General features: G+C 64.2%; 21 protein-coding genes. 14 read left to right on the forward strand and 7 right to left on the reverse strand.

Features of this window, described 5'->3' with window-relative positions; all coding sequences use genetic code 11:
- The first annotated feature begins 53 nt into the window (after positions 1-53).
- A complete protein-coding gene (gene cobS, locus RIA72_RS13050; protein WP_350032489.1) occupies positions 54-1043 on the forward strand; it encodes a cobaltochelatase subunit CobS in 990 nt (329 codons plus the stop codon).
- Between the two features lie 16 nt (positions 1044-1059).
- Here cobS and RIA72_RS13055 read toward each other — a convergent pair whose 3' ends face one another.
- Positions 1060-2157, reverse strand: a complete 1098-nt coding sequence (locus RIA72_RS13055; RefSeq protein WP_350032490.1) for a DUF5694 domain-containing protein — start codon at positions 2155-2157, stop codon at positions 1060-1062.
- A 180-nt stretch (positions 2158-2337) separates the two neighbouring features.
- Between RIA72_RS13055 and RIA72_RS13060 the strand changes: the two genes are divergently transcribed.
- Positions 2338-3519 (forward strand): alpha/beta hydrolase, encoded by a 1182-nt coding sequence (locus RIA72_RS13060; RefSeq protein ID WP_350032491.1) that lies wholly within the window; start codon positions 2338-2340, stop codon positions 3517-3519.
- 9 nt (positions 3520-3528) lie between these two features.
- On the opposite strand, the gene RIA72_RS13065 is transcribed toward RIA72_RS13060, so the two are convergent.
- A complete protein-coding gene (locus tag RIA72_RS13065; RefSeq protein WP_350032492.1) occupies positions 3529-3663 on the reverse strand; it encodes a hypothetical protein in 135 nt (44 codons plus the stop codon).
- Positions 3660-4877 (reverse strand): MFS transporter, encoded by a 1218-nt coding sequence (locus tag RIA72_RS13070; RefSeq protein WP_350032493.1) that lies wholly within the window; start codon positions 4875-4877, stop codon positions 3660-3662. The genes RIA72_RS13065 and RIA72_RS13070 overlap by 4 nt, the downstream gene beginning before the upstream one ends.
- A gap of 161 nt (positions 4878-5038) precedes the next feature.
- Here RIA72_RS13070 and cobT point away from each other — a divergent pair, with 161 nt between their 5' ends.
- From cobT to RIA72_RS13095, 5 genes are all read left to right on the forward strand, one after another.
- Positions 5039-6862 (forward strand): cobaltochelatase subunit CobT, encoded by a 1824-nt coding sequence (cobT, locus tag RIA72_RS13075; protein ID WP_350032494.1) that lies wholly within the window; start codon positions 5039-5041, stop codon positions 6860-6862.
- Positions 6863-7074: 212 nt separating this feature from the next.
- Entirely contained in the window at positions 7075-8721 is a 1647-nt protein-coding gene (locus tag RIA72_RS13080; RefSeq protein ID WP_350032495.1) for an acetolactate synthase large subunit, read from the forward strand.
- A 91-nt stretch (positions 8722-8812) separates the two neighbouring features.
- Positions 8813-10246 (forward strand): aldehyde dehydrogenase family protein, encoded by a 1434-nt coding sequence (locus RIA72_RS13085; RefSeq protein WP_350032496.1) that lies wholly within the window; start codon positions 8813-8815, stop codon positions 10244-10246.
- Between the two features lie 230 nt (positions 10247-10476).
- Complete coding sequence (locus RIA72_RS13090; protein ID WP_350032497.1) at positions 10477-11349, forward strand: UDP-2,3-diacylglucosamine diphosphatase; 873 nt, start codon at positions 10477-10479, stop codon at positions 11347-11349.
- Positions 11346-12398: a glycosyltransferase family 4 protein gene (locus RIA72_RS13095; protein ID WP_350032498.1), complete on the forward strand. Its 1053-nt coding sequence runs from the start codon at positions 11346-11348 to the stop codon at positions 12396-12398. The genes RIA72_RS13090 and RIA72_RS13095 overlap by 4 nt, the downstream gene beginning before the upstream one ends.
- Positions 12399-12408: 10 nt before the next feature.
- On the opposite strand, the gene RIA72_RS13100 is transcribed toward RIA72_RS13095, so the two are convergent.
- Complete coding sequence (locus RIA72_RS13100) at positions 12409-14823, reverse strand: TonB-dependent receptor plug domain-containing protein (RefSeq protein ID WP_350032499.1); 2415 nt, start codon at positions 14821-14823, stop codon at positions 12409-12411.
- 196 nt (positions 14824-15019) lie between these two features.
- On the opposite strand from RIA72_RS13100, the gene guaA reads away from it, so the two are divergent.
- The 3 genes from guaA to RIA72_RS13115 are packed head-to-tail and all read left to right on the forward strand — an operon-like array spanning position 15020 to position 17855.
- Positions 15020-16609 carry a glutamine-hydrolyzing GMP synthase gene (guaA, locus tag RIA72_RS13105; RefSeq protein ID WP_350032500.1) on the forward strand — a complete coding sequence of 530 codons (1590 nt, stop codon included), beginning with the start codon at positions 15020-15022 and terminating at the stop codon, positions 16607-16609.
- Positions 16600-17349, forward strand: a complete 750-nt coding sequence (locus RIA72_RS13110; RefSeq protein WP_350032501.1) for a hypothetical protein — start codon at positions 16600-16602, stop codon at positions 17347-17349. Before guaA ends, RIA72_RS13110 begins: the two co-directional genes overlap by 10 nt.
- Positions 17350-17369: 20 nt before the next feature.
- Positions 17370-17855, forward strand: coding sequence for a GFA family protein (locus RIA72_RS13115; RefSeq protein ID WP_350032502.1), 486 nt, complete (start codon positions 17370-17372; stop codon positions 17853-17855).
- A gap of 147 nt (positions 17856-18002) precedes the next feature.
- Here the strand turns inward: RIA72_RS13115 and ahpF are convergent, their stop codons facing one another.
- The 3 genes from ahpF to RIA72_RS13130 all read right to left on the reverse strand — a co-directional run bounded on the left by ahpF (position 18003) and on the right by RIA72_RS13130 (position 20875).
- On the reverse strand, positions 18003-19559 hold the full coding sequence (gene ahpF, locus RIA72_RS13120) for an alkyl hydroperoxide reductase subunit F (RefSeq protein ID WP_350032823.1): 1557 nt from the start codon (positions 19557-19559) through the stop codon (positions 18003-18005).
- A 197-nt stretch (positions 19560-19756) separates the two neighbouring features.
- Positions 19757-20320 (reverse strand): alkyl hydroperoxide reductase subunit C, encoded by a 564-nt coding sequence (ahpC, locus tag RIA72_RS13125; protein ID WP_350032503.1) that lies wholly within the window; start codon positions 20318-20320, stop codon positions 19757-19759.
- 261 nt (positions 20321-20581) lie between these two features.
- Positions 20582-20875, reverse strand: a complete 294-nt coding sequence (locus tag RIA72_RS13130; protein WP_350032504.1) for a hypothetical protein — start codon at positions 20873-20875, stop codon at positions 20582-20584.
- Positions 20876-21020: 145 nt separating this feature from the next.
- Between RIA72_RS13130 and purT the strand changes: the two genes are divergently transcribed.
- The 4 genes from purT to RIA72_RS13150 are packed head-to-tail and all read left to right on the forward strand — an operon-like array spanning position 21021 to position 26022.
- Positions 21021-22199: a formate-dependent phosphoribosylglycinamide formyltransferase gene (purT, locus tag RIA72_RS13135; protein WP_350032505.1), complete on the forward strand. Its 1179-nt coding sequence runs from the start codon at positions 21021-21023 to the stop codon at positions 22197-22199.
- Entirely contained in the window at positions 22196-22660 is a 465-nt protein-coding gene (locus RIA72_RS13140) for an AAC(3)-I family aminoglycoside N-acetyltransferase (RefSeq protein ID WP_350032506.1), read from the forward strand. Before purT ends, RIA72_RS13140 begins: the two co-directional genes overlap by 4 nt.
- Before the next feature lie 57 nt (positions 22661-22717).
- Complete coding sequence (gene polA / locus RIA72_RS13145; RefSeq protein WP_350032507.1) at positions 22718-25528, forward strand: DNA polymerase I; 2811 nt, start codon at positions 22718-22720, stop codon at positions 25526-25528.
- Entirely contained in the window at positions 25525-26022 is a 498-nt protein-coding gene (locus RIA72_RS13150; protein ID WP_350032508.1) for a hypothetical protein, read from the forward strand. The genes polA and RIA72_RS13150 overlap by 4 nt, the downstream gene beginning before the upstream one ends.
- The last annotated feature ends 109 nt before the right edge of the window (positions 26023-26131 follow it).

The raw sequence follows: 26131 nt of genomic DNA on the forward strand, positions 1-26131 counted from the left end.
GCCGAAGCGTCGCCCGGCGGCGACTCTCCCCGTTTGCTTGCTGGACTTTTGCCATGACCGATATTCCGAACAGCCTTCCCGACCACCATGGATCGACGCTGCTGGCGGCCCCCGATACCGAGGTTGATGCGCGCGAGCTGTTCGGGGTCGATATCGACATGAAGGTGCCGGCGTTCAGCGAGGCCGACGAACGCGTGCCCGACCTGGACCCCGCCTATGTCTTTGACGGCGACACGACGCTCGCGATCCTGGCGGGGTTCAAATATAACCGCCGCGTGATGGTGCAGGGTTATCACGGCACCGGCAAGTCGACGCATATCGAACAGGTGGCGGCGCGGCTTAAATGGCCGTGCATCCGCGTCAACCTGGACGCGCACATCAGCCGGATCGATCTGGTGGGCCGCGACGCGATCGTTCTGCGCGACGGACAGCAAGTAACGGAGTTTCGCGAAGGCCTGCTCCCCTGGGCACTCCAGACGCCGACCGCGCTGGTGTTCGACGAATATGATGCGGGGCGCCCCGACGTGATGTTCGTGATCCAGCGCGTGCTGGAGACCGAGGGCAAGCTGACGCTGCTCGACCAGAATCGCGTCATCCGCCCGAACCCGCATTTCCGCCTGTTCGCAACCGCCAACACCGTGGGCCTCGGCGACACGAGCGGACTGTATCACGGGACGCAGCAGATCAACCAGGGCCAGATGGACCGGTGGAACATCGTCGTCACGCTGAACTATCTGCCCGCCGCCACCGAAAGCGCGATCATCTTGGCCAAGGTGCCGGGCACCGACGACACGACGGTCGCCAACATGGTGAAGGTCGCCGACCTGACCCGCCAGGGCTTTATCAACGGCGACATTTCGACCGTGATGAGCCCGCGCACGGTGATCAGCTGGGCGCAGAATGCCGCGATCTTCAACAGCCTGGGCTTTGCCTTTCGCCTGTCGTTCCTGAACAAGTGCGACGAGGCCGAACGCATGATCGTCGCCGAATATTATCAGCGCGTGTTCGGTGAAGATTTGCCCGAGGGCGTCGTCAGCAAATAAGCGGCGCCGCCGCCTGCTATTTCAGCACCGCCTGCGCGTCGACCGGCCGGATGTCGTGCATCATGTGCAGATAGGCTTCGTAATAGCCCTTGTGCGAGGCGCCGACGATGGCGAGCATGCGGGTGCCGGGCCGGCGCGCCATCACGCGGCGGATATTGGCGACCATCCGCAGGTTGCGTGTTTCCCACCAGCCCGAATAGCGCCGCGCATAATTTTTGGGTGACACATCGGCGACCGCCGCGCCGAAATCGCTTTCGAAAGTGAGCCGCATCGATTCCGCGCCATTATATTCGCGGTAGATGGCGAGCACGCCTTCGCCGTCGAGCCGTTTCATCAGTTCATCGTCGATCGCCTTGCGCTTTTGGGTCGCGGGATTGTCCCAGGCGCGCTGCAGCGCCGCGCCATAGGCGGCCTGATCTTCCTGCGATTCGGACGGAAAATCGGCGCTGTGATCGTCGACCGCATGGACACGCTGGAGCCCCAGGCGCGCGGCGAGCGCCGCGGCGATCAGATAATTTTCGTTCCGCCAGCCCGCGAGCCTGTTCAACCGTTCGACCAGCGGGTCGCTGAGCCCGTCGCCTGCACGGCGTTCGGCCACGGGCAGTTGCAGCCATTGGACGAGCGCCGATGCCTGTTCCCCCCCCGCCAGAAACACCGCGGCAAGGCGGCGGCGTTCAGCCGCGGTGGGCTTTTCAGGCCAGCTGGCGAGCAGCTTTTCCGCCTCTGCCGTCGCGGCAGGCACGTCGAGCCCCGTCGCCGCGCGCGCGGGTTCCGGGTCCCAGCAATAGCTTTTGTGAACGTCGGGATAAACCGCCGCATAGCGCAGCAGCATTTCGCATTGCGGCCCTGACACAGCCTCTATCGCGATCATCTGCGGCCGCCATGCCGCGAGCCGATCAAGCAACGGATCGAGGCTCTTCGCCTGAAAATCCTTGGGGAAACTCGACAGATGCGGGGTGCCGAGCACGAGCACCTCGCCCGGCGGGCCGCCGACATTGTCCTTGAGCGCGCTGGGGTCGAAGCTGGGCACATAGGGAGGCGTGACCGCCGGGGCGGATGCGGCAGCGTTCGAGGCCGCCGCAAGGGCGAACACAAGGGCAGAAGACAAGGTCATCGGAAAATTCCTGTCAACGGCGCCAAGCGCCCGAAATACGGCAATTATATCAATGTGTATTATATAATCAATACACTATGGCCGCGATGCCTTTTTTACCTTTCCTTGCCCCCGAAGCTCTGCCAGCATCGCGCCATGTCGCTCTTCCCCTCGCGCGCTTATCCTCTTTTGCCCCGCATCTTGTCCGCGCTGGGCACCGCCCTTTTGCTGTCGGGGTGCATCACGCCGGTCAAATATGGCGAGATACGCCACACCGATTATGTCGCCGACCCGCGCTGTGCTCCGCCGCCCGGCGCGCCCATCGATGGCGAGGCGTTGCCGCTGTTTTTTGTCACCAGCCGCCTGCCCGATTGCCGCAGCGCCGACGTCCGCCTGCTCGTCCATCGCGGCGACCGGGTACGCCATGGCCGCTTTGCGGCACCGCGCGATATGGAGGTGGGCGGCAAGACGAAGTTCCGCACGCCGTTGGCGCTGCAGAATGAAGCCGACTGGTGGCAGGCATTGCAGGCCGAGACCGACCGGCGGCAGGGGCGCGTGCTGCTGTACGTCCACGGCTATCGCGAAACCTTTGAAACGACGTCGAAGGATGCGGCGCAAATGGCGCGGATGACGGGCTTTGACGGCCCGGTCATCGAATATAGCTGGCCCTCGCAGGGCGAGGTGCTGAAATATGCCGTCGACGAAACCAACATGTATCATGACGTGCGCAATTTTCGCGATTTCCTGCGCGACCTCAGCGACAAGCCGTGGGTGAAGGAAATCGTCGTGGTCGCGCATTCGCTGGGCGCGCGGCTGGCGCTTCCCGCTATAGCGGCGGCCGATCGCCTGTCGCGCCGCGCCGACCGCACGGGCAATATTTCGAACATCATCCTCGCCTCGCCCGACATCGACCGCGAGACGTTCGAGCGCGATATTGCGGGCGATGTGCTGGCGCCCGAGCGGATTGCGCTGGGCCGGCGCATCACCGTCTATGCCTCGCTGAGCGACCGGGCGCTGGCGGTATCGCGTGCGGTGCACGGCTATCCGCGGCTGGGCTCGCCCTATTGCTTCAACCCGTTCGAGGCGGCGGCGCTGAAGGAAAAGGGGCTGCCCGAACGCTGTTACCCCATCGCCATTCCGGGGCTGACGGTGATCGACACGACCGACGTTTCGCGCGGATCAACAGGCCACAGCAATTTCCTGCGCAGCGCGCCCGCGTGCCGCGACTTCATCGACGTCATTGCGAACCGGCACCAGCGGCCCGAGCGTGTGACGACCCACCTCTCGCACGTCTTTCGCCTGGTCGCCGATCCCGCCGATCCCAAGCCCGACGACGACCGGATTTGTGGCCGGACGCCGGGCGGGGTCGATCCCGAAGCCTGACCGGCGGCGTCAGATAAAGCCGCACAGGATGGCGAAATCGGTGAGCCAGACGACCGGCCCCTCGCCCCGCCAGAGCCACAGCCCACCGACGGCGACGGCCAGGAAAAGGGCGAACGCGGCCCAATCGGTGCGCTGAAGCTTCATGCCGCCTGCAACCGCCGGACCGGCGCGTCGGCGATCGGCAGATGGACCAGCCCGGCGAACAGCCCGAGCGCGATCGCAAAGCCCCAAGCGATATTATAGCTGCCGGTCGCGTCGAAGATCAGCCCCGCCATCCACGCGCCGAAAAAGCTGCCGATCTGGTGACTGAGGAACACGATGCCATAGAGCATCGAGAGATAACGCACGCCGAAGATACGCCCGACGATCCCGCTGGTGAGCGGCACGGTGCCGAGCCAGAGGAAGCCCATCGCCCCGGCAAAGACGAGTGCGCTTGCATGGGTGAGCGGCAGGAAAAGGAAGAGCGCGATGACCGCCGAGCGCGCGGTATAGAGCGCCGACAGCACATATTTCTGGCGCATGACATCGCCCGCGCGGCCGAACACATAGGAACCGAGGATGTTGAAGAGCCCGACGAGCGCGAGCACCTGTGCCCCGATTTCGATCCCCAGCCCCTTGTCGTCGAGATAGGCGGGCAAATGCGTCGCGATGAAGGCGATGTGGAAACCGCAGACGAAGAAGCCCGCGTTGAGCAGCCAGTAACCGCGATGCACCGCCGCTTCGCGGAGCGCCTCGCGCGCGCTCTGTTCCTCGACCGCCAGCGCCGCGCCGCCGTCGGGCCGCCCCGCGACGCCGATCGCGAGCAGGCCGCACAGGGCCACAAGGCCCGCCATGATCCACAATGTCTGATGATAGCCGACATCGCCGAGCAACATCGATGCGAAAGGCACGACCAGGAACTGTCCCAACGACCCCCCGGCGGTCACGATGCCGAAGGCCCCGCTGCGCTTTTCCGCACTGACGACGCGCCCGACGGCGCCGAGCACGACCACGAAGGTCGTCGCGGATTGCGCCATGCCGATAAAAATGCCGAAGCTGATATGCAGCCCGATCGCATCGGTCGCAAAGGCCGCCCCGATCAGGCCGAGCGCATAGAGGAGCGCGCCGAACAGTACGACGCGCCCGGCGCCATATTTGTCGGCGAGCGCGCCGACGAAGGGCTGGGCCAGCCCGAACAAAAGATTCTGGAGCGCCATGGCAAGGCCGAAATCGGACCGACTGATCCCGATATCGACGCTCATCTGCGGGAGAAACAGGCCGAACGACTGGCGCACGCCCATCGCAAGCGTGACGATGAACGCGGCGCAGGCGATGACGATCCACGGCCGCTTCATGGGGGAGAGTGCGGGGGAGGACATATGCGGCGGATGCGCCCGCAACGACGCGGGGTCAAGCGAGCTTAGCTATCGCCCCATTCATTCCCTCTTCGTCACCCCGGGTTTGATGAGGCCCGACGATTACAATCATTCGATCTCATCCTCTTCCTTCGCCCGCCAAAGCTGGTTAGAGCCGAATCGCAATGTCCGCCCAATCCCCCCTCGACGATTTCAAGGCCGCGCTGTCGAGCGTTGCGCGGGCCGTGACGCGCGATGCCGAGGTCGAGGTCGGCTTCACCGCCGACGCGCCGGCGCAGGTCGGCAAGGCGATCAAGGTTCCGACGCCGTCGCGTACCCTGCCCGCCGATCAGGTCGCCGAAGCGCGCGGCTTTGCCGATTCCTATGCGCTGCGCATGAAGCATCACAGCGAGAAATTGCACACCGAGGCGCGCCCGACCGAACCGGTCGCCGCCGCCGCGTTCGACGCCATGGAACGCGCCAGGGTCGAAGCGCTGGGCGCGCGGCATATGCGCGGAATGCGCAGCAATTTGGCGGCCAGCCTTGCGATGCGAATGCGGTCGGACCCGATCAGCCGCGCGCAGGGCCGCGACGATGTGCCGATGTCGAGCGCGCTCGAACTGATACTGCGCGAAGCCTTGACCGGCGAGCGGGCGCCGCAAGGGACTGAAACCGGACTGTCGCTGGTGCGCGAATGGATCAGCAAGGAAGCCGGCAGCGACCTGACCGCGCTGTCGATGCTGCTCGACGATCAGGCAGCGTTCGCCGAAACTGCAAAAATTGCGCTCCGCCACCTCGACCTCATCCAGAGCGACGAGCCGCTGGAGGAAGGCGCCGAGGACGGCGGCGAAGAGGATCAGACCGAAGCCGAAGAAAGTCAGGAAGAGCAGGAAAGCGAAGATGGCGGCGCGGGCGAAAGCCAGGTCGACGCCCGCGCCGAAATGGCGGGCGATCAGGCCGACGATGGCGACAGCGACCCCGACGCACAGGAAATGGAGGCCGACGGCGAGCCCGAAATGGGCGGCGAAGGCGACGAGGGGATGCTCCCCGTCCGTCCCAACCGCCTGCCGAGCGACATTCCCGATTTCAACTATCTACGCTTCACCGAAAAACATGACGAGATCGTCGCCGCGACCGAGCTCTGCGATGCCGACGAACTCACGCGCCTGCGTGCCTATCTCGACCAGCAGATGACGCATCTGCAAGGCGCGGTGACCAAGCTCGCGAACCGCCTTCAGCGGCGTCTGATGGCGCAGCAGAACCGCGCGTGGGACTTCGACCAGGAGGAGGGGCAGCTCGACGCCGCGCGGCTCGCGCGCGTCATCGTTTCGCCCGGCCAGTCGCTGTCGTACAAGATCGAGCGCGACACCGATTTTCGCGACACGGTCGTCTCGCTGCTCATCGACAATTCGGGGTCGATGCGCGGCCGTCCGATCAGCATCGCGGCGATCAGCGCCGACATCCTTGCGCGCACGCTCGAACGCTGCGGTGTAAAGACCGAAATCCTCGGCTTCACGACGCGGACGTGGAAGGGCGGGCAGAGCCGCGAGGACTGGCTCGCCGCGGGACGCCCCCCGCATCCCGGCCGCCTCAACGACCTGCGCCATATCATCTACAAGCCCGCCGACGAACCCTATCGCCGCGCGCGGAGGTCGCTGGGACTGATGATGCGCGAGGGACTGCTCAAGGAAAATATCGACGGCGAGGCGCTGATGTGGGCGCACAGCCGCATCATCAATCGTCCGGAAGAACGCCGCATCCTGATGGTGATCTCCGACGGCGCGCCAGTCGACGACAGCACGCTGTCGGTGAACCACGGCGCCTATCTCGACCAGCATCTGCGCCAGGTGATCGATTGGATCGAAAACCGTTCGCCGGTCGAACTCTGCGCGATCGGCATCGGGCACGACGTGACGCGCTATTACAGCCGCGCGGTGACGATCATGGACGCCGAGCAGCTGGGCGGCACGATGGTCGAGCAGCTGGCGGGATTGTTCGACGTCGATTGATCCGATCGTCGCGAGCGCAGCAAAACACGGGTGATTGTGCGGTCCGTTTCGCGCACAGGTGACAACCCCCTCCCCCCTCGTTACAAATCTTGCGCGATGCAGCCGGGACTCGCAGCCTGACAACGGGCGCCGCTGCAACGATAGGATGCCGAGGGTCGCCGGCATGATCTGGGGCCGCATCGTCTCGATGCGAGGCTGAGGGGGCGACACGCATGAAAAAAGCATCCGACCTGTTCATCGAGTGCCTGGAGGAAGAGGGCGTCGAATATATCTTCGGCGTTCCCGGCGAGGAGAATCTCGATTTTCTCGACAGCCTGTCGCGGTCGAAAAAGATCAAGCTGATCCTGACGCGCCACGAACAGGGCGCGGGCTTCATGGCCGCCACCTATGGCCGCCATACTGGCAAGACCGGCGTGTGCCTCGCGACGCTTGGCCCCGGTGCCACCAATTTCGTGACCGCGGCCGCCTATGCGCAGCTGGGCGGGATGCCGATGATGATGATCACCGGGCAGAAACCGATCAAGAAGTCGAAACAGGGGCGTTTCCAGATCCTCGACGTCGTCGCGATGATGTCGCCAATCACCAAATTCACGCACCAGATGGCATCGTCGGACAATATCCCGAGCCGCGTGCGCGAAGCCATCCGGCTGGCCGAAGAGGAAAAGCCCGGCGCGGTCCATATCGAACTGCCCGAGGATATTGCCGACGAACATACCGACAGCCTGCCGCTGAAACGCAGCCATGCGCGCCGCCCCAACGCCGACAGCAAGTCGATCCGCGAAGCGGTGAAGGCGCTCGAAAAGGCGAAATCGCCCGTACTCGTCATCGGCGCCGGCGCGAACCGCACGATGACCAGCCGGATGCTGCTGCAATTCATCGAAAAGACCGGCATTCCCTTTCTGACGACGCAGCTCGGCAAGGGGGTGATCGACGAGCGCCATCCGAAGTTTCTGGGCTGTGCGGCGCTGTCGGCGGGCGATTTCGTCCACCGCGCGGTCGAGGCGTCGGACTGTATCGTCAACCTCGGCCACGATGTGATCGAAAAACCGCCCTTTTTCATGCAGCGCGGCGGACCGACCGTCATCCACGTCTCGACCAAGACCGCCGAGGTCGATCCGGTCTATTTCCCCGATATCGAGGTGATCGGCGACATAGCCAATGCGGTGTGGCAGATGAAGGAGGACATCGTCGTGAGCGGCGGGTGGAAATTCGATCATCTGCTCGCTTATCGCAAGGCCGAGATCGACCATACGGAGCCGCTGGCGAAGGACGAGCGCTTCCCGATCTTTCCGCCCCATCTGGTGCAGCAGATCCGCGACGCGATGCCCGACGACGGGATCATCTGTCTCGACAATGGCGTCTACAAGATCTGGTTCGCGCGCGGCTATACGGCGTACAAGCCGAACACCGTGCTGCTTGACAATGCGCTGGCGACGATGGGCGCCGGCCTGCCGAGCGCAATGATGTCGGCGATGCTCTATCCCGACCGCAAGGTGATGGCGGTTTGCGGCGACGGCGGTTTCATGATGAACAGCCAGGAAATGGAGACTGCGGTGCGGCTCGGCCTCAACCTGACCGTGCTGATCCTCAACGACAACAGCTATGGCATGATCCGCTGGAAACAGGCCAATATGGGCTTCAAGGATTGGGGCCTGACCTATGGCAACCCCGATTTCGTCAAATATGCCGAAAGCTATGGCGCGCACGGCCACCGCGTCGAAAGCGCCGCGCATTTGAAGGCCGTGCTCCAGCATTGCACCGATACGCCGGGCGTCCACCTGATAGATTGTCCAGTGGACTATTCGGAGAATGACCAGATTTTGAACATCGACATCAAAAAGCTGTCGAAGGAACTTTAAAAAACCCGTTCGCCCTGAGCTTGTCGACGGGCCGTTTTTGTCTTCAAGTAAGGACAGGGCTTCGACAGGCTCAGACCGAACGGAGTAGGAAATGAAACTCAAAGACGTCTACCCGCTTTACCTCAACAACAAGGCGGTGCAGCCGAACACCGATCTTTCCGTCACCGATAAATTCACCGGCGAGATCGCCTTCCACACCGCGCTCGCCACGCCCGACGTCATCGACGAAGCGATTGCAGGCGCCGTACGCGCCGCCGAGCCGATGGCGCGGCTTGCGAGCTATGAGAAGCGCGATGTGCTCGCGCACTGTGTGGGCCGCTTTCAGGAGCGCTTCGACGAGCTCGCCTATGCGCTTTGCGTCGAGGCGGGCAAGCCGATTGCCGACAGCGAGGGCGAGGTCACGCGGCTGATCGACACCTTCCGCATCGCGGCCGAAGAAGCGACGCGCAATTATGGCGAGGTCCAGCCGCTCGACATTTCGCCGCGCGCCAGGGGCTATATGGGCATGTGGAAACGCGTGCCGATCGGCCCGTGCAGCTTTATTTCCCCGTTCAACTTTCCCCTGAACCTCGCCGCACACAAGATTGCGCCGGCGATCGCGATGGGCTGTCCCTTCGTGATGAAGCCCGCGTCGCTGACCCCCCTGGGCGCGATCATCATGGGCGAAGTGCTCGCCGAGTGCGACATCTTGCCCGAAGGCGCGTTCAGCATCCTGCCCGCCAGCCGCGACGGCGCCGACCTGTTCACCACCGACGAACGGCTGAAACTTCTCTCCTTCACCGGATCGCCGGGGGTCGGCTGGGAGTTGAAGGCCAAGGCCGGGAAGAAAAAGGTCGTGCTCGAACTCGGCGGCAACGCCGCGGTGATCGTCGACAAGGACGCCGACCTCGATCATGCGCTCGAACGGATCATCTTCGGCGGCTATTATCAGTCGGGGCAAAGCTGCATCCATGTGCAGCGCACGATCATCCATGCCGATGTCTACGACCGGTTCCGCGACATGCTGACTGCGAAGGTCAAAACTCTGAAATCGGGCGATCCCAAGAAGCGCGATACCTTCATCGGGCCGATGATTTCGGCGAAGGAAGCGCAGCGGTTGAAGCGCTGGATCGACGATGCGGTCGCGGGGGGCGCGACGCTGCTGGCGGGCGGCGGCTGCGACGGCAATATGCTGGAAGCGACGCTGCTCGAAAACGCCCCCGGCGAGAGCGACGTGGTGCGCGAGGAAGCCTTCGGTCCCGTCGTCATCCTGTCGAAATTCACCGACTGGGACGCCGCGCTCGCCGAGGTCAACGACAGCAAGTTCGGATTGCAAGCCGGGATTTTCACACGCGACATCCACAAGGTGCTGGGCGCGTGGGACCATCTCGACGTCGGCGGCATCGTCGTCAACGACGTTTCGAGCTATCGCGTCGACAACATGCCCTATGGCGGCGTCAAGGACAGCGGGCTGGGACGCGAAGGCGTGCGTTTCGCGATGGAGGATATGAGCGAAATCAGGAATTTGGTGATAAGGCGGGTCTAGCGTCGCCCCCGCGAAGGCGGGGGCCGCTGACGGCCTTGCCCCGCCCCGCCGCGTAAACCGAAACCGGCCCCCGCCTTCGCGGGAGCGCCGAGTTTTCCTTCTGTATCTTTTTGGCAATGTCACCGAACCGCCACCGATCTTTCTTCAAACTGTCGCGACTTTGATTCGGCGCCTGTAACAAAACTCCTGTCTAGGCCGGGGGCAGCCAGAGGCTGCTTACGGAGTGTGACATGGCATCGATCTCGACCCTGCCGATCCCCGCCCGCTTTGCCGACCCTTTCACGACCGAGCCGCATATTCCCGAGCGCGTGATCGGCGAACGGCGGAGCTATCGCACCGTGTGGGTAAGCGACATCCACCTTGGCACGCGCGGCTGCAACGCCGCGATGCTGATCGACTTTTTCGACCATGTCGACTGCGAGACGCTCTACCTTGTCGGCGACATCATCGACGGCTGGCGTTTGAAGAAGCGCCACTTCTGGCCGCCCGAGCATAATGACGTCGTGTGGCGCGTGCTGAAGCGCGCGAAGCGCGGAACACGCGTCGTCTATGTCCCCGGCAACCATGACGAGATGGTGCGCCCCTTCGACGGCTTCGACTTCGGCGGCGTCGAAATCCGCCGCGAAGCGGTTCACGAAACCGCCGACGGCCGCAAGCTGCTGATCGTCCACGGCGACGAGTTCGACGCCGTGATGCTCGCGCACCGCTGGCTCGCCTTCGTCGGCGATGCCGCCTACACGGCGCTGATGAAATGCAATGTCGCGGTCAACTGGGTCCGCCACAAGCTCGGCCTTCCCTATTGGTCGCTGTCGATGGTCGCCAAGCACAAGGTCAAGAATGCCGTCCAGTTCATCGGCCGGTACGAAGAAGTCGTCGCACATGCCGCCCGCTCGCGCGGGGTCGACGGCGTTGTTTGCGGCCATATCCACAGCGCGGAGATGCGCGAGATCGAGGGCACCGAATATTATAACGACGGCGACTGGGTCGAGGGATGCACCGCGCTGGTCGAACATCATGACGGCCGCATGGAGATTCTCTACTGGGCAAAGGAAGTCGCGGCGCGGAACACCCCGACGCCGCTCACGCTGCCGGCCGCGGCATGAGGATCCTGATCGTCACCGATGCGTGGGAGCCGCAGGTCAACGGCGTCGTCCGCACGCTGCAGGCGACGATCGGCGAACTGCGCGCGATGGGGCATGAGGTCGCGGTCATCTCACCCGACCTCTTCCGGTCGGTTCCCTGCCCGTCCTACGCCGAAATCCGGCTCGCCTTTGCCGGTCGGCGCGCGGTGGGGCGCCGCATCCGCGCCTTTGCGCCGCAGGCGATCCATATTTCGACCGAAGGGCCGCTGGGTCTTGCGGCGCGGCGCTGGTGTCTCGCCAACGGCTTTCCCTTCACCACCGCCTATCACACCCGCTTTCCCGAATATGTCGCGGCGCGCCTGCCCGTCTCGCCCGCCCTCGTCTGGCGCTTCATTCGCTGGTTCCACCGCCCCGCGCGGCACATCATGGTTGCAACGCACAGCCTGGCGCGCGAACTTGCCGAACAGGGCCTCGCGCAAACGATGATGTGGGAACGCGGCGTCGATCATGCGCTGTTCCGCCCCGATCGCCCGGCGCACCCCGCCTATGCGGGCCTCGCCCGCCCGATCCAGCTTTATGTCGGGCGCGTGGCGGTCGAGAAAAATATCGATGCCTTTCTCGATTGCGACCGGCCAGGGACAAAAATCGTCGTCGGCGATGGCCCCGCGCTCGCCGAGCTGAAGGAGCGGCACCCCGGCGCCGTGTTCCTCGGAAAGCTCGGCGGCGAAGCGCTCGCATCGGCCTATGCCGGGGCCGATGTGTTCGTCTTTCCGAGCCGCACCGACACCTTCGGCCTCGTCGTGATCGAAGCGCTGAGCTGCGGCACCCCCGTTGCCGCCTATCCGGTCCCCGGTCCCGGCGACATCGTGACCAGGGGCGCCGGGGCGCTCGACGCCGATCTCGGCCGCGCGATCGATACGGCGCTTTCGTGCCGTCGCAGCGATGCCGCGGCGCTGGGCGCCCGCTACAGCTGGAGCAGTTGCACCGCGCAGTTCGCACGCGCTTTGTCGTTCATTCCATCGGAGCCGCCGTCCGGCGCCTCGCGAAGCGCGGCGCGTCTCGCCGCCTAGGGTCAGGACCCTAGAAAGTCTTGCGCCACTCCAGTTCGATATAGCGGCCGAGCGGGTCGAGATAGCCGGGCTGATAATTGAGCGGCACCACGCCGTTTGCGTCGGTGATCCTGCGCTGGGCGTCGAAGACATTGTCGATCGAAAGACGCAGCCGCGAACCTTTGAGGAAGGGGAGCGCTTCGACCAGCTTGGGCCGCTGGTTCAGGTCGACGAAAAACCGCAGGTCGAAGGTCGCAAGATCGCCGAATTTCAGGTCGCCCGCGCTGCCGCCGGTCACGCTGCTGCCACTGTCGTATTTGCCCCGGAGCCGGACACCCATCCCCTTGTAGAAGATCCCGCCGTCGAGTTCGAGGAGATGGCGGTTCGCCCCGCCGCCATTGCCCGTCGCCGACCCGTCCAGCAGATCGAGTTCGGGCACGCCGGGACGGATCAGCACCGTGTCGGTCAGTTTCATCGTATGATAGAGCGAGACCTGCCAGCGGCCGCCCTGCGGTCCGCCGAACATACGGCCCGGCCCGCCGCGGCCGCCGCCGCCGGCACGCGGGCCACCGCCGCGCGGCGCCCCGGCGCCGGGCCCGCCGCCCTCGCGGCGCGGCCCGGCGCGCTGCTGCTCCTGCCCAAAGCTTTTGCCGAAATTGAGACCCCAGCGGATCTGCGAATTTTCGGTGCGGTCGAAATTGACCGGCCGCTGGTCGATCGCAACGAGCACGCCGTTCGCATCGCGCGTCACGCGATCGGGAAAGGCCGCCTCGATCTCCGGCGTGAGCAGGGGAAAGCTGTTCGCCGTGTCATAGCTTTTGTTGCGGTTGTAATTGACCGACAGATTGAGTCCCTCGATCATCGGCGGCGACCAGTTCAGCCCCAGCTTGAGGTCGCGGCGTTGCTCGGCGAGCAGGAAAGGATTACCGCCGGTGGTCGTCGTGATCTGCACCGTCCGGCCCGTCGCGAAGTCGTAATAGGTCACGGCGGGCGTCACCAGCGGCGCGGCGCCAAGCTGCTGGATGCCCGGCGCCGCTTCGTCGCTGTTGAAGCTCGCGATCAGCGACAGATTGTCGGTCACACCCCAGTTAAGGTTCGCGCCCCAGCTTTTAAGCGCCTGGAAATCGCTGGGGTTCTGGACCTGACCGCTGAGCGTCAGCGACAGGCGACCGATCTTGCCGACTTCATAATCGGGGTCGAGCAGCGGTATCGTCAGCGATCCGAACACGCCCGGCAGGTCGCGCGCCAGATCGGTCGTGGTGATGCCGTTCGCATTGTCGGAACGGCTGTCGAAGCGGAGCCCCGAATAGCTGCCCGTCATCGACAGCCGGATCGGCCCCGCCCAACCCTCGGTCACGGTGCCCGACAGATTGGCGTTGCCGCCGAAGCTCTGCTGGCTGCTTTCGAACCGGTCGGTCGACGCGACATTGTTGATAAAGCGGTCGGTGAAGGTCAGCTGGTCGGCGTCGGCATAATTGCCGGTGATCGACCAGCGCCAGTCGCCGAGCATGCCGTTGACGCTCGCGGTCGTGGTTAGGTTGCGGCTGCGGCTGTCGCGCTCGAGCGGGTCGCCGATATTGTCGCCGCGCGGACCGAGCAGCGACAAGCTATCGGTCTGATCGAAGCGCAGATTGATCGAGGCGTCGGTGACTTTGTTCAGGCTGCGCTGAACCGTCGCGTCGATCCGATATTCGTCGGACGCCCCCAGCAGGCTGCGCGCGGGGGCCTCGGCGGCCTGCGCGGGGTCTTCATAGTCGAGATCGCGCTCGCTTTCGCGCAGCATCGATTTATGTTCCCAGCCGCCATTGATATTGACCCGGCCATTGTCGCCGATGGCGAGGAAACTCGGCTCGATCTCGCTATGAAAGCGGCCGCCCTGCGTCGGGATGCCGCCTTCGGCCTCGACCGCGATCTGGCGAAAATTGGGCTTCAGCACCATGTTGACGACACGCTCATCGGCCGAATAGCCATATTGCAGCGCGACCTCTTCGGGGAAAACCTCGACCTTGGCGATCGCTTCAGGCGGCAGGTTGCGCACCTCGCCGAAACCGCCGATCCGGCGCCCGTTGATGAGGATGATCGGCCGTCCGCCGCCGCGGCCGCGGCCCGAACGGGTCTGGGGCGCCAGCGCGTCGAGCAGTTCGGAGACGTTCGATACGCCATAGCTCGCGATCGCCGCCTCATCGAGCTCGACTTCGGCCTTGATGTCGGTGTCGAGCTGTCCCGCGAGGCGCGGCGCAGTAACGACGATCTCGTCCTCGCTATAATCGTCGTAGATGTCGCCCGGCGTTTCAGGCGCAGCGGGAACGGCCTCTGCGGGCTGTTCCGCCATGGCCCCCGCGACGGGTTGGCCGATCGGCGCCTCTGCCATCGCAGGCAAGGCCAGGCACGCACCCGCGGCGAGCAGCGCAGCGCGAACGGAAAGGACGAGGCGAACATTATTCATCGGGGGAGAACCTTTATGGCTTTTCTGTCTTTGTTTTTTCTTTGCATAACGGGGCTTAACGCCTCCTGACGGCGCGCTTCGCCGGGCATTCACCTATGTCGCAATTGTCGCAACATTGTGTCGCGGCCATCGCGGTTCGACGGGCGGGCCATATCGACCGCTGGACAGCATGGCCCCCTGCCCTTATCGGCCAGCCATGCCGACTCCAGACTCTTCAGCCGCCGCCCCGGAATCGATTCTGATCATCGATTTCGGATCGCAAGTCACCCAGCTGATTGCCCGCCGCGTTCGCGAAGCCGGCGTCTATAGCGAGATCGTGCCGTTCAGCGCCGCCGAGGCCGCGCTTGAGCGGATGCGGCCCAGGGGCGTGATCCTGTCGGGTTCGCCCGCGTCGGTTCCGGCGACGGGCAGTCCGCGCGCGCCGCAGTCGGTGTTCGATAGCGGCCTGCCTATCCTCGGCATCTGCTACGGCCAGCAGGTGATGAGCCAGCAGCTCGGCGGGCAGGTCGAACCCGGCGGAATCGACGGCGAACGCGACGGCGAATTCGGGCGCGCCTTCCTGACCGTCACCGAGCCCTGCGTGCTGTTCGACGGGCTGTGGGAGGTCGGCGAGCGCCACCAGGTCTGGATGAGCCACGGCGACCGCGTCACCAAATTTGCCCCCGGTTTCCGCATCGTCGCGGTCAGCGACGGCGCGCCCTTTGCGCTGATCGCCGACGACGAGCGCCGCTATTACGGGACGCAGTTCCACCCCGAGGTCGTCCACACGCCCGACGGCGCCAAGCTGATCGCCAATTTCGTCCGCCACGTCTGCGGTTGTTCGGGTGACTGGACAATGGCCGAGTTCCGCGCCACGAAAATTGCCGAAATCCGCGAGCAGGTCGGCGGGCAGCGCGTTCTCTGCGCCCTGTCGGGCGGCGTCGACAGCGCGGTCGCGGCGGTGCTGATCCATGAAGCGATCGGCGAACAGCTGACCTGCGTTTTCGTCGACCATGGCCTGTTGCGACTGAACGAGCGCGAACAGGTCGAGCGGCTGTTTCGCGACCACTACAACATTCCGCTGGTCGTGGTGGATGCCGAGGAACGCTTTCTGGCGGGTCTCGCAGGCGTCACCGATCCCGAGGCGAAGCGCAAATTTATCGGCGCAGAATTCATCAACGTCTTCGAAGAGGAAGCGAAGAAGATCGGCGGCGCCGATTTCCTCGCGCAAGGCACGCTCTATCCCGACGTGATTGAATCGGTTTCGTTCACCGGCGGCCCAAGCGTGACGATCAAGAGCCACCACAATGTCGGCGGCCTGCCCGAACGGATGAACATGAAGCTCGTCGAACCGTTGCGCGAGCTGTTCAAGGACGAGGTGCGCCTGCTCGGCAAGGAGCTTGGCCTTCCCGACATCTTCGTCGGCCGGCACCCCTTCCCCGGCCCCGGCCTCGCCATCCGCATCCCCGGCGAAGTGTCGAAAGAGCGCTGCGACATTCTTCGCAAGGCCGACGCCGTGTATCTCGAAGAGATCCGCAACGCGGGGCTTTACGATGCCATCTGGCAGGCTTTTGCGGTGCTGCTCCCGGTCAAGACCGTCGGCGTAATGGGCGACGGGCGGACATATGACCATGTCTGCGCGCTGCGCGCGGTCACCTCGACCGACGGCATGACTGCCGACATCTACCCCTTCGACGCCGCGTTCCTTTCGCGCTGCGCCACGCGGATCATCAACGAGGTCCAGGGCATCAACCGCGTGGTCTATGACTATACGTCAAAACCGCCCGGAACGATCGAGTGGGAATAGATTGGGTAATTGAGCGATTGACGCTTGAGAATCTGAAAGAGTGGCAGACGCTCGTTTCGGGTCTTCTTGCGATATGCGCGGGCGGCTTCGTGGTATATCAAACCCGTGCTCAGGCGAGAGAGGAAAAGCGGAAACGCCTTGCCAAGTTTGAAGCTACTCGAACTCTTCTTCCCCTCACGCTTAGCGAACTGATTAGATGGACGAATGAAATTATCCGCATCCTCGAGGCGCTTAGAACAAGCAGTCACTCGCAACATCTCACAAAGGCCGAGCGTCAGATTAGCACTCCTCCGCTTCCCGCTAATCTGATCAACCAACTAAGAGATTTGGTTGAGTATAATGATGAAAAGGTATTTCGATACTATATTTCCTCTATTTTGAGAAAAATCCAAGTTTCAAGATCTAGACTAGAAACTATTGATCCGGATAAAGAACCGAACCTGATCGTCACTAGAAGCGACATTGACAATAACCTATACGATTTTCTCGAGCTTGGGCTCTGGCTTGAAAGTCTCTTCAAATTTGCCCGTAGCGAATCCAATTCTTGTCCCGAAGGTCCAGACTGGCCAAGATTTGGAACCCAGCTCTCCATTCACAACGTGAACGGAAGTGAGAATCTCGTAGCCCGTATCAAGCAAAAAATGGAAAGTATGAAATCGCACGGCCTCGAACGGCGAACATTGATCAAGAGGATATTGAGTAGTTTTAAGCGACGATGGATCCCAGAGGACAAGCGATAGCGGATTTTGGGAGAATGATAATGGACAGGATCGAAACCGAAGCGTCGGGCGGGTGCCAGTGCGGGGCGGTGCGCTATCGTGTCAGTGCCGTGCTCGACACCTCGCATATCTGCCATTGCCGCATGTGCCAGAAGGCGGCCGGCAACTTTTTCATCGCGCTGATCGGCGTCCCGCGCGACGCAGTCCGCTGGACGCGCGGCGCGCCCGCGACCTTCGCCAGCTCGGACAAGGCCGCGCGCGGTTTCTGCCGCGACTGCGGCACGCCGCTGACCTATGACTATCACGAAAGCAAGCATATCAACCTGACGACGGGATCGTTCGACGATCCCACGCAATTTGCGCCCAAATACCAGTTCGGCCTCGAAGCGCAGATGCCCTGGTTCGCAGAGCTTTCGATTCCGGCCGAGGGAACGACCGAACAGACGATGGCGGCCTATGTCGATGAGATCAAGGCGACCAATCATCAGCACCCCGACCATGACACGAAGGTGTGGCCGGACAACTAAAGGCGGTCCCAGGGCGGCTCGGTCATCCCGGCGAAGGCCGGGATCTCACCGTCGCGTGACATGATTGAGGTCGAGATCCCGACCTTCGCCGGGATGACGGGATGGTAAGATAGCTGCTTCGCCCTCTACGACGCTAGGGTCAGGACTCTAGGCGCCCGCGCGAATCAAATGGTCGAAGGCCGATAGCGACGCCTTCGATCCCTCGCCCATCGCGATGACGATCTGTTTATAGGGCACGGTCGTCACGTCGCCGGCGGCAAAGATGCCGGGCTGGCTCGTGGCGCCGCGGGCATCGACCTCGATCTCGCCGCGGTCGCTGAGGGCCACCGCATCGCCGAGCCATTCGGTGTTGGGGATAAGGCCGATCTGGACGAAGATGCCTTCGAGCTCGATCAAATGCTCCTCATCGCTGTTGCGGTCGCGATAGCGCAGCCCGACGACCCGCTCGCCATTGCCGAGCACTTCGGTGGTGAGCGCCGAGGTGATCGCGGTGACGTTGGGCAGGCTCTTGAGCTTGGTCTGGAGCACCGCATCGGCGCGAAGCTGGGCGTCAAATTCGATCAGGGTCACATGCTGGGCGAGCCCCGCCAGGTCGATCGCCGCCTCGACCCCCGAATTGCCGCCGCCGATCACCGCGACGCGCTTGCCCTTGAACAGCGGGCCGTCGCAGTGCGGGCAATAGGCGACGCCCCTGTTCCGATATTCGGCCTCGCCGGGGACGCCCATCTGGCGCCAGCGCGCGCCGGTCGACAGGATCACCGTCTTGCCCTTCACGCTCGCGCCGCTCTTGAGCCGGACTTCGTGGAGGCCGCTGGCGCCGCCGGGGATCAGCTCCGCGGCTTCCTGGACGTTCATCACGTCGACGTCATAATCCTTCACATGCGCTTCGAGCTGCGCGGCAAGCCTGGGCCCCTCGGTATGCTGGACCGAAATGAAATTTTCGATCCCCAATGTGTCGAGCACCTGCCCGCCGAAGCGTTCGGACACGATACCGGTGCGAATGCCCTTGCGCGCCGCATAGATGGCAGCAGCGGCGCCGCCCGGTCCGCCGCCGACGACGAGTACGTCGAACGGCTCCTTCGCGGCGATCTTCTCTGCCGCGCGCTGCGTCGCGCCGGTGTCGAGCTTCGCGACAATCTGCGCCAGGTCCATGCGGCCCTGACCGAAAGGTTCGCCGTTCAGGAACACCGCGGGAACCGCCATCACCTTGCGGCGTTCGACCTCGTCCTGAAACAGGGCGCCGTCGATCGCGGTGTGGCGGATATTGGGGTTGAGCGCCGCCATGATGTTGAGCGCCTGCACGACATCGGGGCAATTCTGGCACGAGAGCGAAAAGAAGGTTTCGAAGACGAAATCGCCTTCCAGTCCGCGCACCGCGTCGAGCAGTTCGGCGTCTTCCTTTGGCGGGTGGCCGCCGACATGGAGCAGCGCGAGGATCAGCGAGGTGAATTCATGCCCCATCGGCAGGCCGGCGAACACGGCTTCGGCGCGCCCTTCATCGCCGCGGATCGCGAAGGATGGGCGGCGGGCGTCGTCGCCGTCGAAGCGCGCGGTGACCAGGTCGGACTGCGCCGCGACTTCCTCCACCAACGCGCGCATCTCGGCCGATTTGGGCGAGGAATCGAGGCTTGCCACCAGTTCGATCGGACGGCGCAGATTGCCGAGATAGGTCTTGAGCTGGGCGGTCGTGTTCGCATCGAGCATCGGCATGGGGAGAGCCTTTCGGACAGGAGCAAGGGTTCGCCGCGCCGGAGCACGACGAACGAAGCTCAAACATCAGACTAATTGAAGTTCCGTGTCCCCGCGAAGGCGGGGACCCATCACCGGCCGGTTCAAAATGGCGCCGCCGGGAGATGGGCTCCCGCCTTCGCGGGAGCACGGATTCGATTCAAATGACCGGCTTAGATCTTGCCGACGAGTTCGATCGAGGGCGCGAGCGTTTCGGCGCCTTCTTCCCACTTCGCCGGGCAAACCTGGCCGGGGTTGGCGCGGACATAGACCGCGGCCTTGATCTTGCGGACGAGTTCCTCGGCATTGCGGCCGACGCCTTCGCAGGTGATTTCCATCACCTGGATCACGCCGTCAGGATCGACGACGAAGGTGGCGCGATCGGCGAGACCCGAATCGTCGCGTAGCACGCCGAAGTTGTTCGCAAGGACGTGGTTCTGGTCGCCCAGCATATGATAGTTGATCTTGCCGATCGCCGGCGAGCTGTCGTGCCAGGCCTTGTGGCTGAAATGCGTGTCGGTCGACACGGCATAGACTTCGACGTCGAGGCCTTTCAGCGTTTCATACTGGTCGGCAAGGTCTTCGAGCTCGGTCGGGCAGACGAAGGTGAAATCGGCCGGATAGAAAAAGAAGACCGCCCATTTGCCCTTGGTGTCGGCGTCGGTCACGGGGACGAACTTGCCCTGATGATACGACATGGCGTTGAACGGTTTGATCGAGCTTCCGATGATACCCATGGGAGAGTGTTTCCTTCTCTTTGCTGCACTGCGAAACAATATGCAGGGGCCAGCTATGCCGAGCGGCGCACGCACTCAACCCCAATTTTTCGGGCACACTTATCGATTCAATCGATTAGTGCACGATGAGACATTAATGGAATCGTCATCCCGGCGAAGGCCGGGATCTCGCCGGTGCGTCACATTGCCCAGGTGAGATCTCGGCCTTCGCCGGGATGACAAGGTTGGGGCCGTGACGTTTCGCTCTAGCCCGATCAAGCTTTAGCGCGCGGCACTCTGCACAGCGGCGAGCATGTCGATCACTTCGGCATCGAAACGGTCGGGCGCGCCGGGGGTGATCTTGCGGAACCGCCGCGCGCAATAGGCGGCGCGCGGACCGAGTTCGCGGACGCCACGAAAATTCAGCGCGGTTCCCGCCTGCCCCCCGACAAGATCGGGCATATCGGTGAGCACGGCGCGCACGGTGAAGACGGCGCCGGGGCGAACCTCGGGCGGGTAACGCTCGTGCCTGCTGATGCACAGCGCCAGGTCATCCACTCGCCAATCGTCGGTCATTTTGAGCCCTCCCACAGTATTCACCAGGGTGGTTGTGTCCAAGCTATCACAAGTTGACGCGCGGCGCGACGCCATTTGGCCGCTGGCAAAGTCGCGGCACGCCGATTAGGAGCGGGCGGTGTTCGGACGGGCAACGGAGCGCCACATGACCCCCACCGCAAAGATCCTTCTCCTCGGCTCGGGCGAGCTTGGCCGCGAGTTCGTGATTTCGGCGAAGCGGCTCGGCTGCCATGTGATCGCGTGCGACAGCTATGCCGGCGCGCCAGCGATGCAGGTCGCCGACGAATGTGAGGTCTTTTCGATGCTCGACGGCGACGCGCTGCGCGCCGCGATCGCCAGGCACCGGCCCGACCATATCGTGCCGGAGGTCGAGGCGATCCGCACCGAAATCCTTGCCGAGGTCGAGGCCGAGGGCTTTCATGTCGTCCCTTCGGCGCGCGCGGCGCAGCTGACGATGAACCGCGACGCGATCCGCGACCTCGCCGCGAGCGAACTGGGGCTTGCCACTTCGACCTTTGAATATGCCGAAACGCGCCAGGAACTGCACGCCGCTGCCGAGCGCATCGGCTTCCCGCTCGTCGTCAAACCCGTCATGTCCTCATCGGGCAAGGGGCAAAGCACGGTGAAGGATGCCGCCGGGGTCGATGCAGCGTGGGACTATGCCGCCGCCGGGATGCGCGGCGATCGCCTCCGCGTCATTGCCGAAGCCTTCATCGACTTCGATTACGAGATCACCCTGCTCACCGTGCGCCACAAGGACGGCGTGACCTTCTGCCCGCCGATCGGACACCGGCAGGAACGCGGCGACTATCGCGAAAGCTGGCAGCCCGCGGCGATGTCGGCGGCCGCGCTCGCAAATGCGCAGGAGATGGCAGCAAAGGTCGTCGACGCGCTCGGCGGGCACGGCATTTTCGGGGTGGAGTTTTTCGTGAAGGGGGATGCCGTCATCTTCTCCGAACTGTCGCCGCGCCCGCACGATACCGGCATGGTGACGCTGATCTCCCAATCCCTGTCGGAATTCGACCTTCATGCGCGCGCCATCCTCGGCCTGCCGATCCCCGCGATCGCGGCTCCGCACGCGAGCGCGAGCGCAGTGCTGCTCGCCGACCGCGATGCAAGCGACTTCGCGATCACCGGCCTTGCCGACGCGCTGACGCCGCCCGACGCCGAAACGTCGATCGACGTCCGCATCTTTGGCAAGCCCGTCACGCGGCCTTGGCGCCGCATGGGCGTCGCGCTGGCAAAAGTCGCGGGCGGCACCACCGGCGACGCGCGCGCCGCGGCGGTCGCGGCGGCGGACAAGCTGAAGATCGATTATCGATGACTGTCGCGATCCGCCGTCTCGGCTCCGGCGACATCGCCGCAATGCGCGGCCTCAACGCGCTGTATGCAGACGCCTTCGACGATCCGGCGACTTATCGCCGCGATCATCCCGACGACGCATGGCTGGCGCGCCAGCTTGCCAAAGATGCGGTCATCCTGCTGGTCGCCGAAAAAGAAGGGCGCATCGTCGGCGGCCTCACCGCCTATGAGCTGCCCAAGCTGGAGGCGGCGCGGAGCGAAATCTATCTCTATGACCTCGCCGTCGATGCGGCGCACCGTCGCTGCGGCATCGCCACCGCGCTGATCGCCGAGCTCCAGCATATCGCCGCCGAAACGGGCGCCTGGGCGGTGTTTGTCCAGGCCGATTATATCGACCCGCCCGCGATCGCGCTTTACACCAAGCTCGGCATTAGGGAGGACGTTCTGCATTTCGACCTGCCCCCCGTGCCGCGCGGCCGATAGGAAGAAAGCGGGAACATCGCGCTAGGCCGCCCTGCCTGCCGCTGCTACACCGCCACCATGTCGGACAAGAATCATCTCTATCTGGTCGATGGCTCCAGCTACATCTTCCGCGCCTATCACCGCCTGCCGCCGCTCACCAATCCGGCGGGTGTGCCCGTCGGCGCGGTGTACGGCTATACGACGATGCTCTGGAAGCTGGCGAAGGATTTGCACGACGCCGACGGACCGACGCACCTTGCCGTCATCCTCGATCATTCGAGCCAGTCGTTCCGCAACGAAATCTATGACCAGTACAAGGCGAACCGCCCCGAACCGCCCGAAGATCTGCGCCCGCAATTTCCGCTGATCCGCGACGCGACGCGCGCCTTTTCGCTGCCGTGCATCGAAATGGAAGGGTTCGAGGCGGACGATCTGATCGCCTCCTATACCGAGGCCGCGGTTCGCGAAGGATGGGACGTCACGATCGTCAGCAGCGACAAGGACCTGATGCAGCTGATCCGCGAACCTGCGGATGGTCCGCAGGTCGACATGCTCGACACGATGAAGAATGTCCGCCTGGGCCTGGAAGCGGTGAACGAGAAATTCGGCGTCACCCCCGACCTCGTCGGCGACGTGCTCGCGCTGATGGGCGACAGCGTCGACAATGTCCCCGGCGTGCGCGGGGTCGGACCGAAGACCGCGACCAAGCTGATTCAGGAATATGGCGGCCTGGCCGCCGCGCTCGACGGCGCCGAGACGATGAAGGCGTCGAAGCTGCGCGAAAATCTGATCGAGCATCGCGCGATGGCAGAGCTTTCGCGCATCCTCGTCGATCTGAAACGCGACTGCCCGCTTCCCGACCCGCTCGACGCGCTGAAGCTCGGCGCGATTCCGCCCGGACCGCTCAAGCTCTTCCTCGACGAGCATGGTTTCCGATCGCTGTCGGCAAAGCTCGATGGCGGCGCCGCGCCGGGCGGCCCGCCGACGCTGCCGCGTGCGGGGGCGGCCTCTGTTGCGCCCGCCGCTGCGCCCTCGACGCCCACCCTGCCCGCGATGCCGCCGATCGACCGCGCGCTTTATGAAACGGTGACAACGATCGAGGCGCTCGACCGCTGGATCGACGAAGCCAGGGTCGCGCATGTCGTCGCGATCGACACCGAGACCGCGAGCCTCGACAGCGTCACCGGCACGCTCGTCGGCGTCAGCATGGCGACCGGCGCGGGCCGGGCCTGCTACATCCCGCTCGGCCACGGGGGCACCGACATGTTCGCCGAAAAGCCGCAGCAGGTTCCGCTGTCCGACGCGATCGCGCGCCTTCGCACGCTGTTTGCCGACGATGCCGTGCTGAAGGTCGGGCATAATCTGAAATATGACATTGGCGTGCTGGCGCAGCACGGCATCACCATCGCACCCTATGACGATACGCTGGTGATGAGCTTTGCGCTCGACGCGGGGAAGCATCAGCACGGCCTCGACGAGCTCGCAAAGCTGCATCTCGATCATATCTGCCTGTCGTTCAAGGATGTGTGCGGTACCGGAAAGTCGCAGATCAGCTTTTCCGAAGTCCCGCTCGACCGCGCGACGCAATATGCCGCCGAGGATGCCGAGGTCGCGTGGCGGCTGTGGAAGCTGCTGAAACTGCGCCTTCCCATCGAGGGCGGCACACGCGTTTACGAAATGGTCGACCGTCCGCTGGCCGCCGTGGTCGAAGGCATGGAGCGCGCTGGCATCATGGTCGACCGGGAGTATCTGGCGCGCCTGTCGGGCGAATTTGCGAGCGACATGCTGCGTATGGAGGGCGAGATTCACGAGCTGGCCGGCCAGCCCTTCGCCATCGGCAGTCCCAAGCAACTCGGCGAAATATTGTTCGACAAAATGGGGCTCAAGGGCGGACGCAAGGGCAAGTCGGGCGACTGGTCGACCGACCAGAACGAACTGGAGCGGCTCGAACGCGACGGCGTCCCGATTGCGCGCAAGATTTTGGAGTGGCGCCAGCTCGCGAAGCTCAAATCGACCTACACCGACGCGTTGCAGCAACAGATCAATGCGAAGACGGGCCGCGTCCATACGAGCTACAGCCTGGTCGGCGCGCAGACCGGGCGTCTGTCGTCGACCGACCCCAATCTCCAGAACATCCCCATCCGCACCGAGACCGGGCGCCAGATTCGCGATGCCTTCATCGCGGCGCCCGGCCATCTGCTGATCGCCGCCGACTATAGCCAGATCGAGCTTCGGCTGGCGGCGCATATGGCCGATGTGCCGGAGCTGAAAGAGGCTTTTGCCCGCGGCGACGACATTCACGCCGCAACCGCGATCGAGTTGTTCGGCGAGGTCAACCGCGACACGCGCGGCAAGGCGAAGACGGTCAATTTCTCGATCCTCTATGGCATTTCGCGCTGGGGTCTCGCCGGCCGCCTCGAAATCACGCCCGACGAGGCGCAGGCGCTCATCAGCCGGTATTTCGAGCGGTTCCCCGGCATTTCGGACTATATCACCGACACGCTCGAAACCGCGCGCGCGCGCGGTTACACCGAGACCCTGTTCGGCCGCAAAACCTGGTTCCCGCGCATCAAGGCGGCGAACCAGAATGAACGCGCGGGCAGCGAACGCGCCGCGATCAACGCGCCCATTCAGGGGACGAGCGCCGACCTGATCAAGCGCGCGATGGCGCGGATGCCAAAGGCGCTCGACGAAGCCGGCCTTTCCAGCGTCAAGATGCTGCTCCAGGTCCATGACGAACTGGTGTTCGAGGCGGCGGAGGACCAGGCCGCAACCGCCGGCGAAGTGATCCGCTCGGTAATGATGGGCGCGGCGGAGCCCGCACTCAAACTGTCGGTTCCGCTTGAGGTGGAAATCGGCACGGGCAAGAGCTGGGGCGAGGCGCATTGATCGCCGCCTTGCTGTTCGCCGCGGCGCTCGTCGCCGACCCTGCGGCCGCGCCAGCGATGCCGCCGTCCGCCGCCGCCCGTCCGGCGCCGATCGCCGAGGCTGATCTGCGCGAATTTGCGGCGATCGCGGGGCGCAAGGTCGCCGGGCGGCCCGTCGGCGGCCCCTACCCCACCGCCGACAAGATATTGCTGATCGCGCGCGACGACAAAGGTTATCCGGTCATCGCGGCGAGCCTTGGCTTTCCTGTACGCCAATCCCTGCCATCGCCGCCGGCCGGAACGCTCGCGATCGTGCGGCTGCACCAGCGATCCGAAACCATCGTACCCGGCCCGACCGCCGACGACCTGGCCTTTGTCGCGAAAAACAGGTTGCCGCTGTTCGTGATCGGCGAATGGGCCCGCCCCGCGCCGATGTGGGAAGTCGCGTGGGTCGATGCGGCCGTGCGATTCCGCACGATCGGCGAGGTCGGCGAAATCGGCCCCTGGCGGGACTGATCGCCGCGCGCGAGCGGCGCACCGAATGCCCGCATCCTTTCCCGGCGGCGGTTTTGCTTCTATGACCTTTCAATGACATCTGCCTGGCGCTTTTGTGACGGGCAGCAGC

Origin of the sequence: Sphingopyxis sp. (assembly GCF_040216815.1) — a bacterium.
Lineage (GTDB): Bacteria > Pseudomonadota > Alphaproteobacteria > Sphingomonadales > Sphingomonadaceae > Sphingopyxis.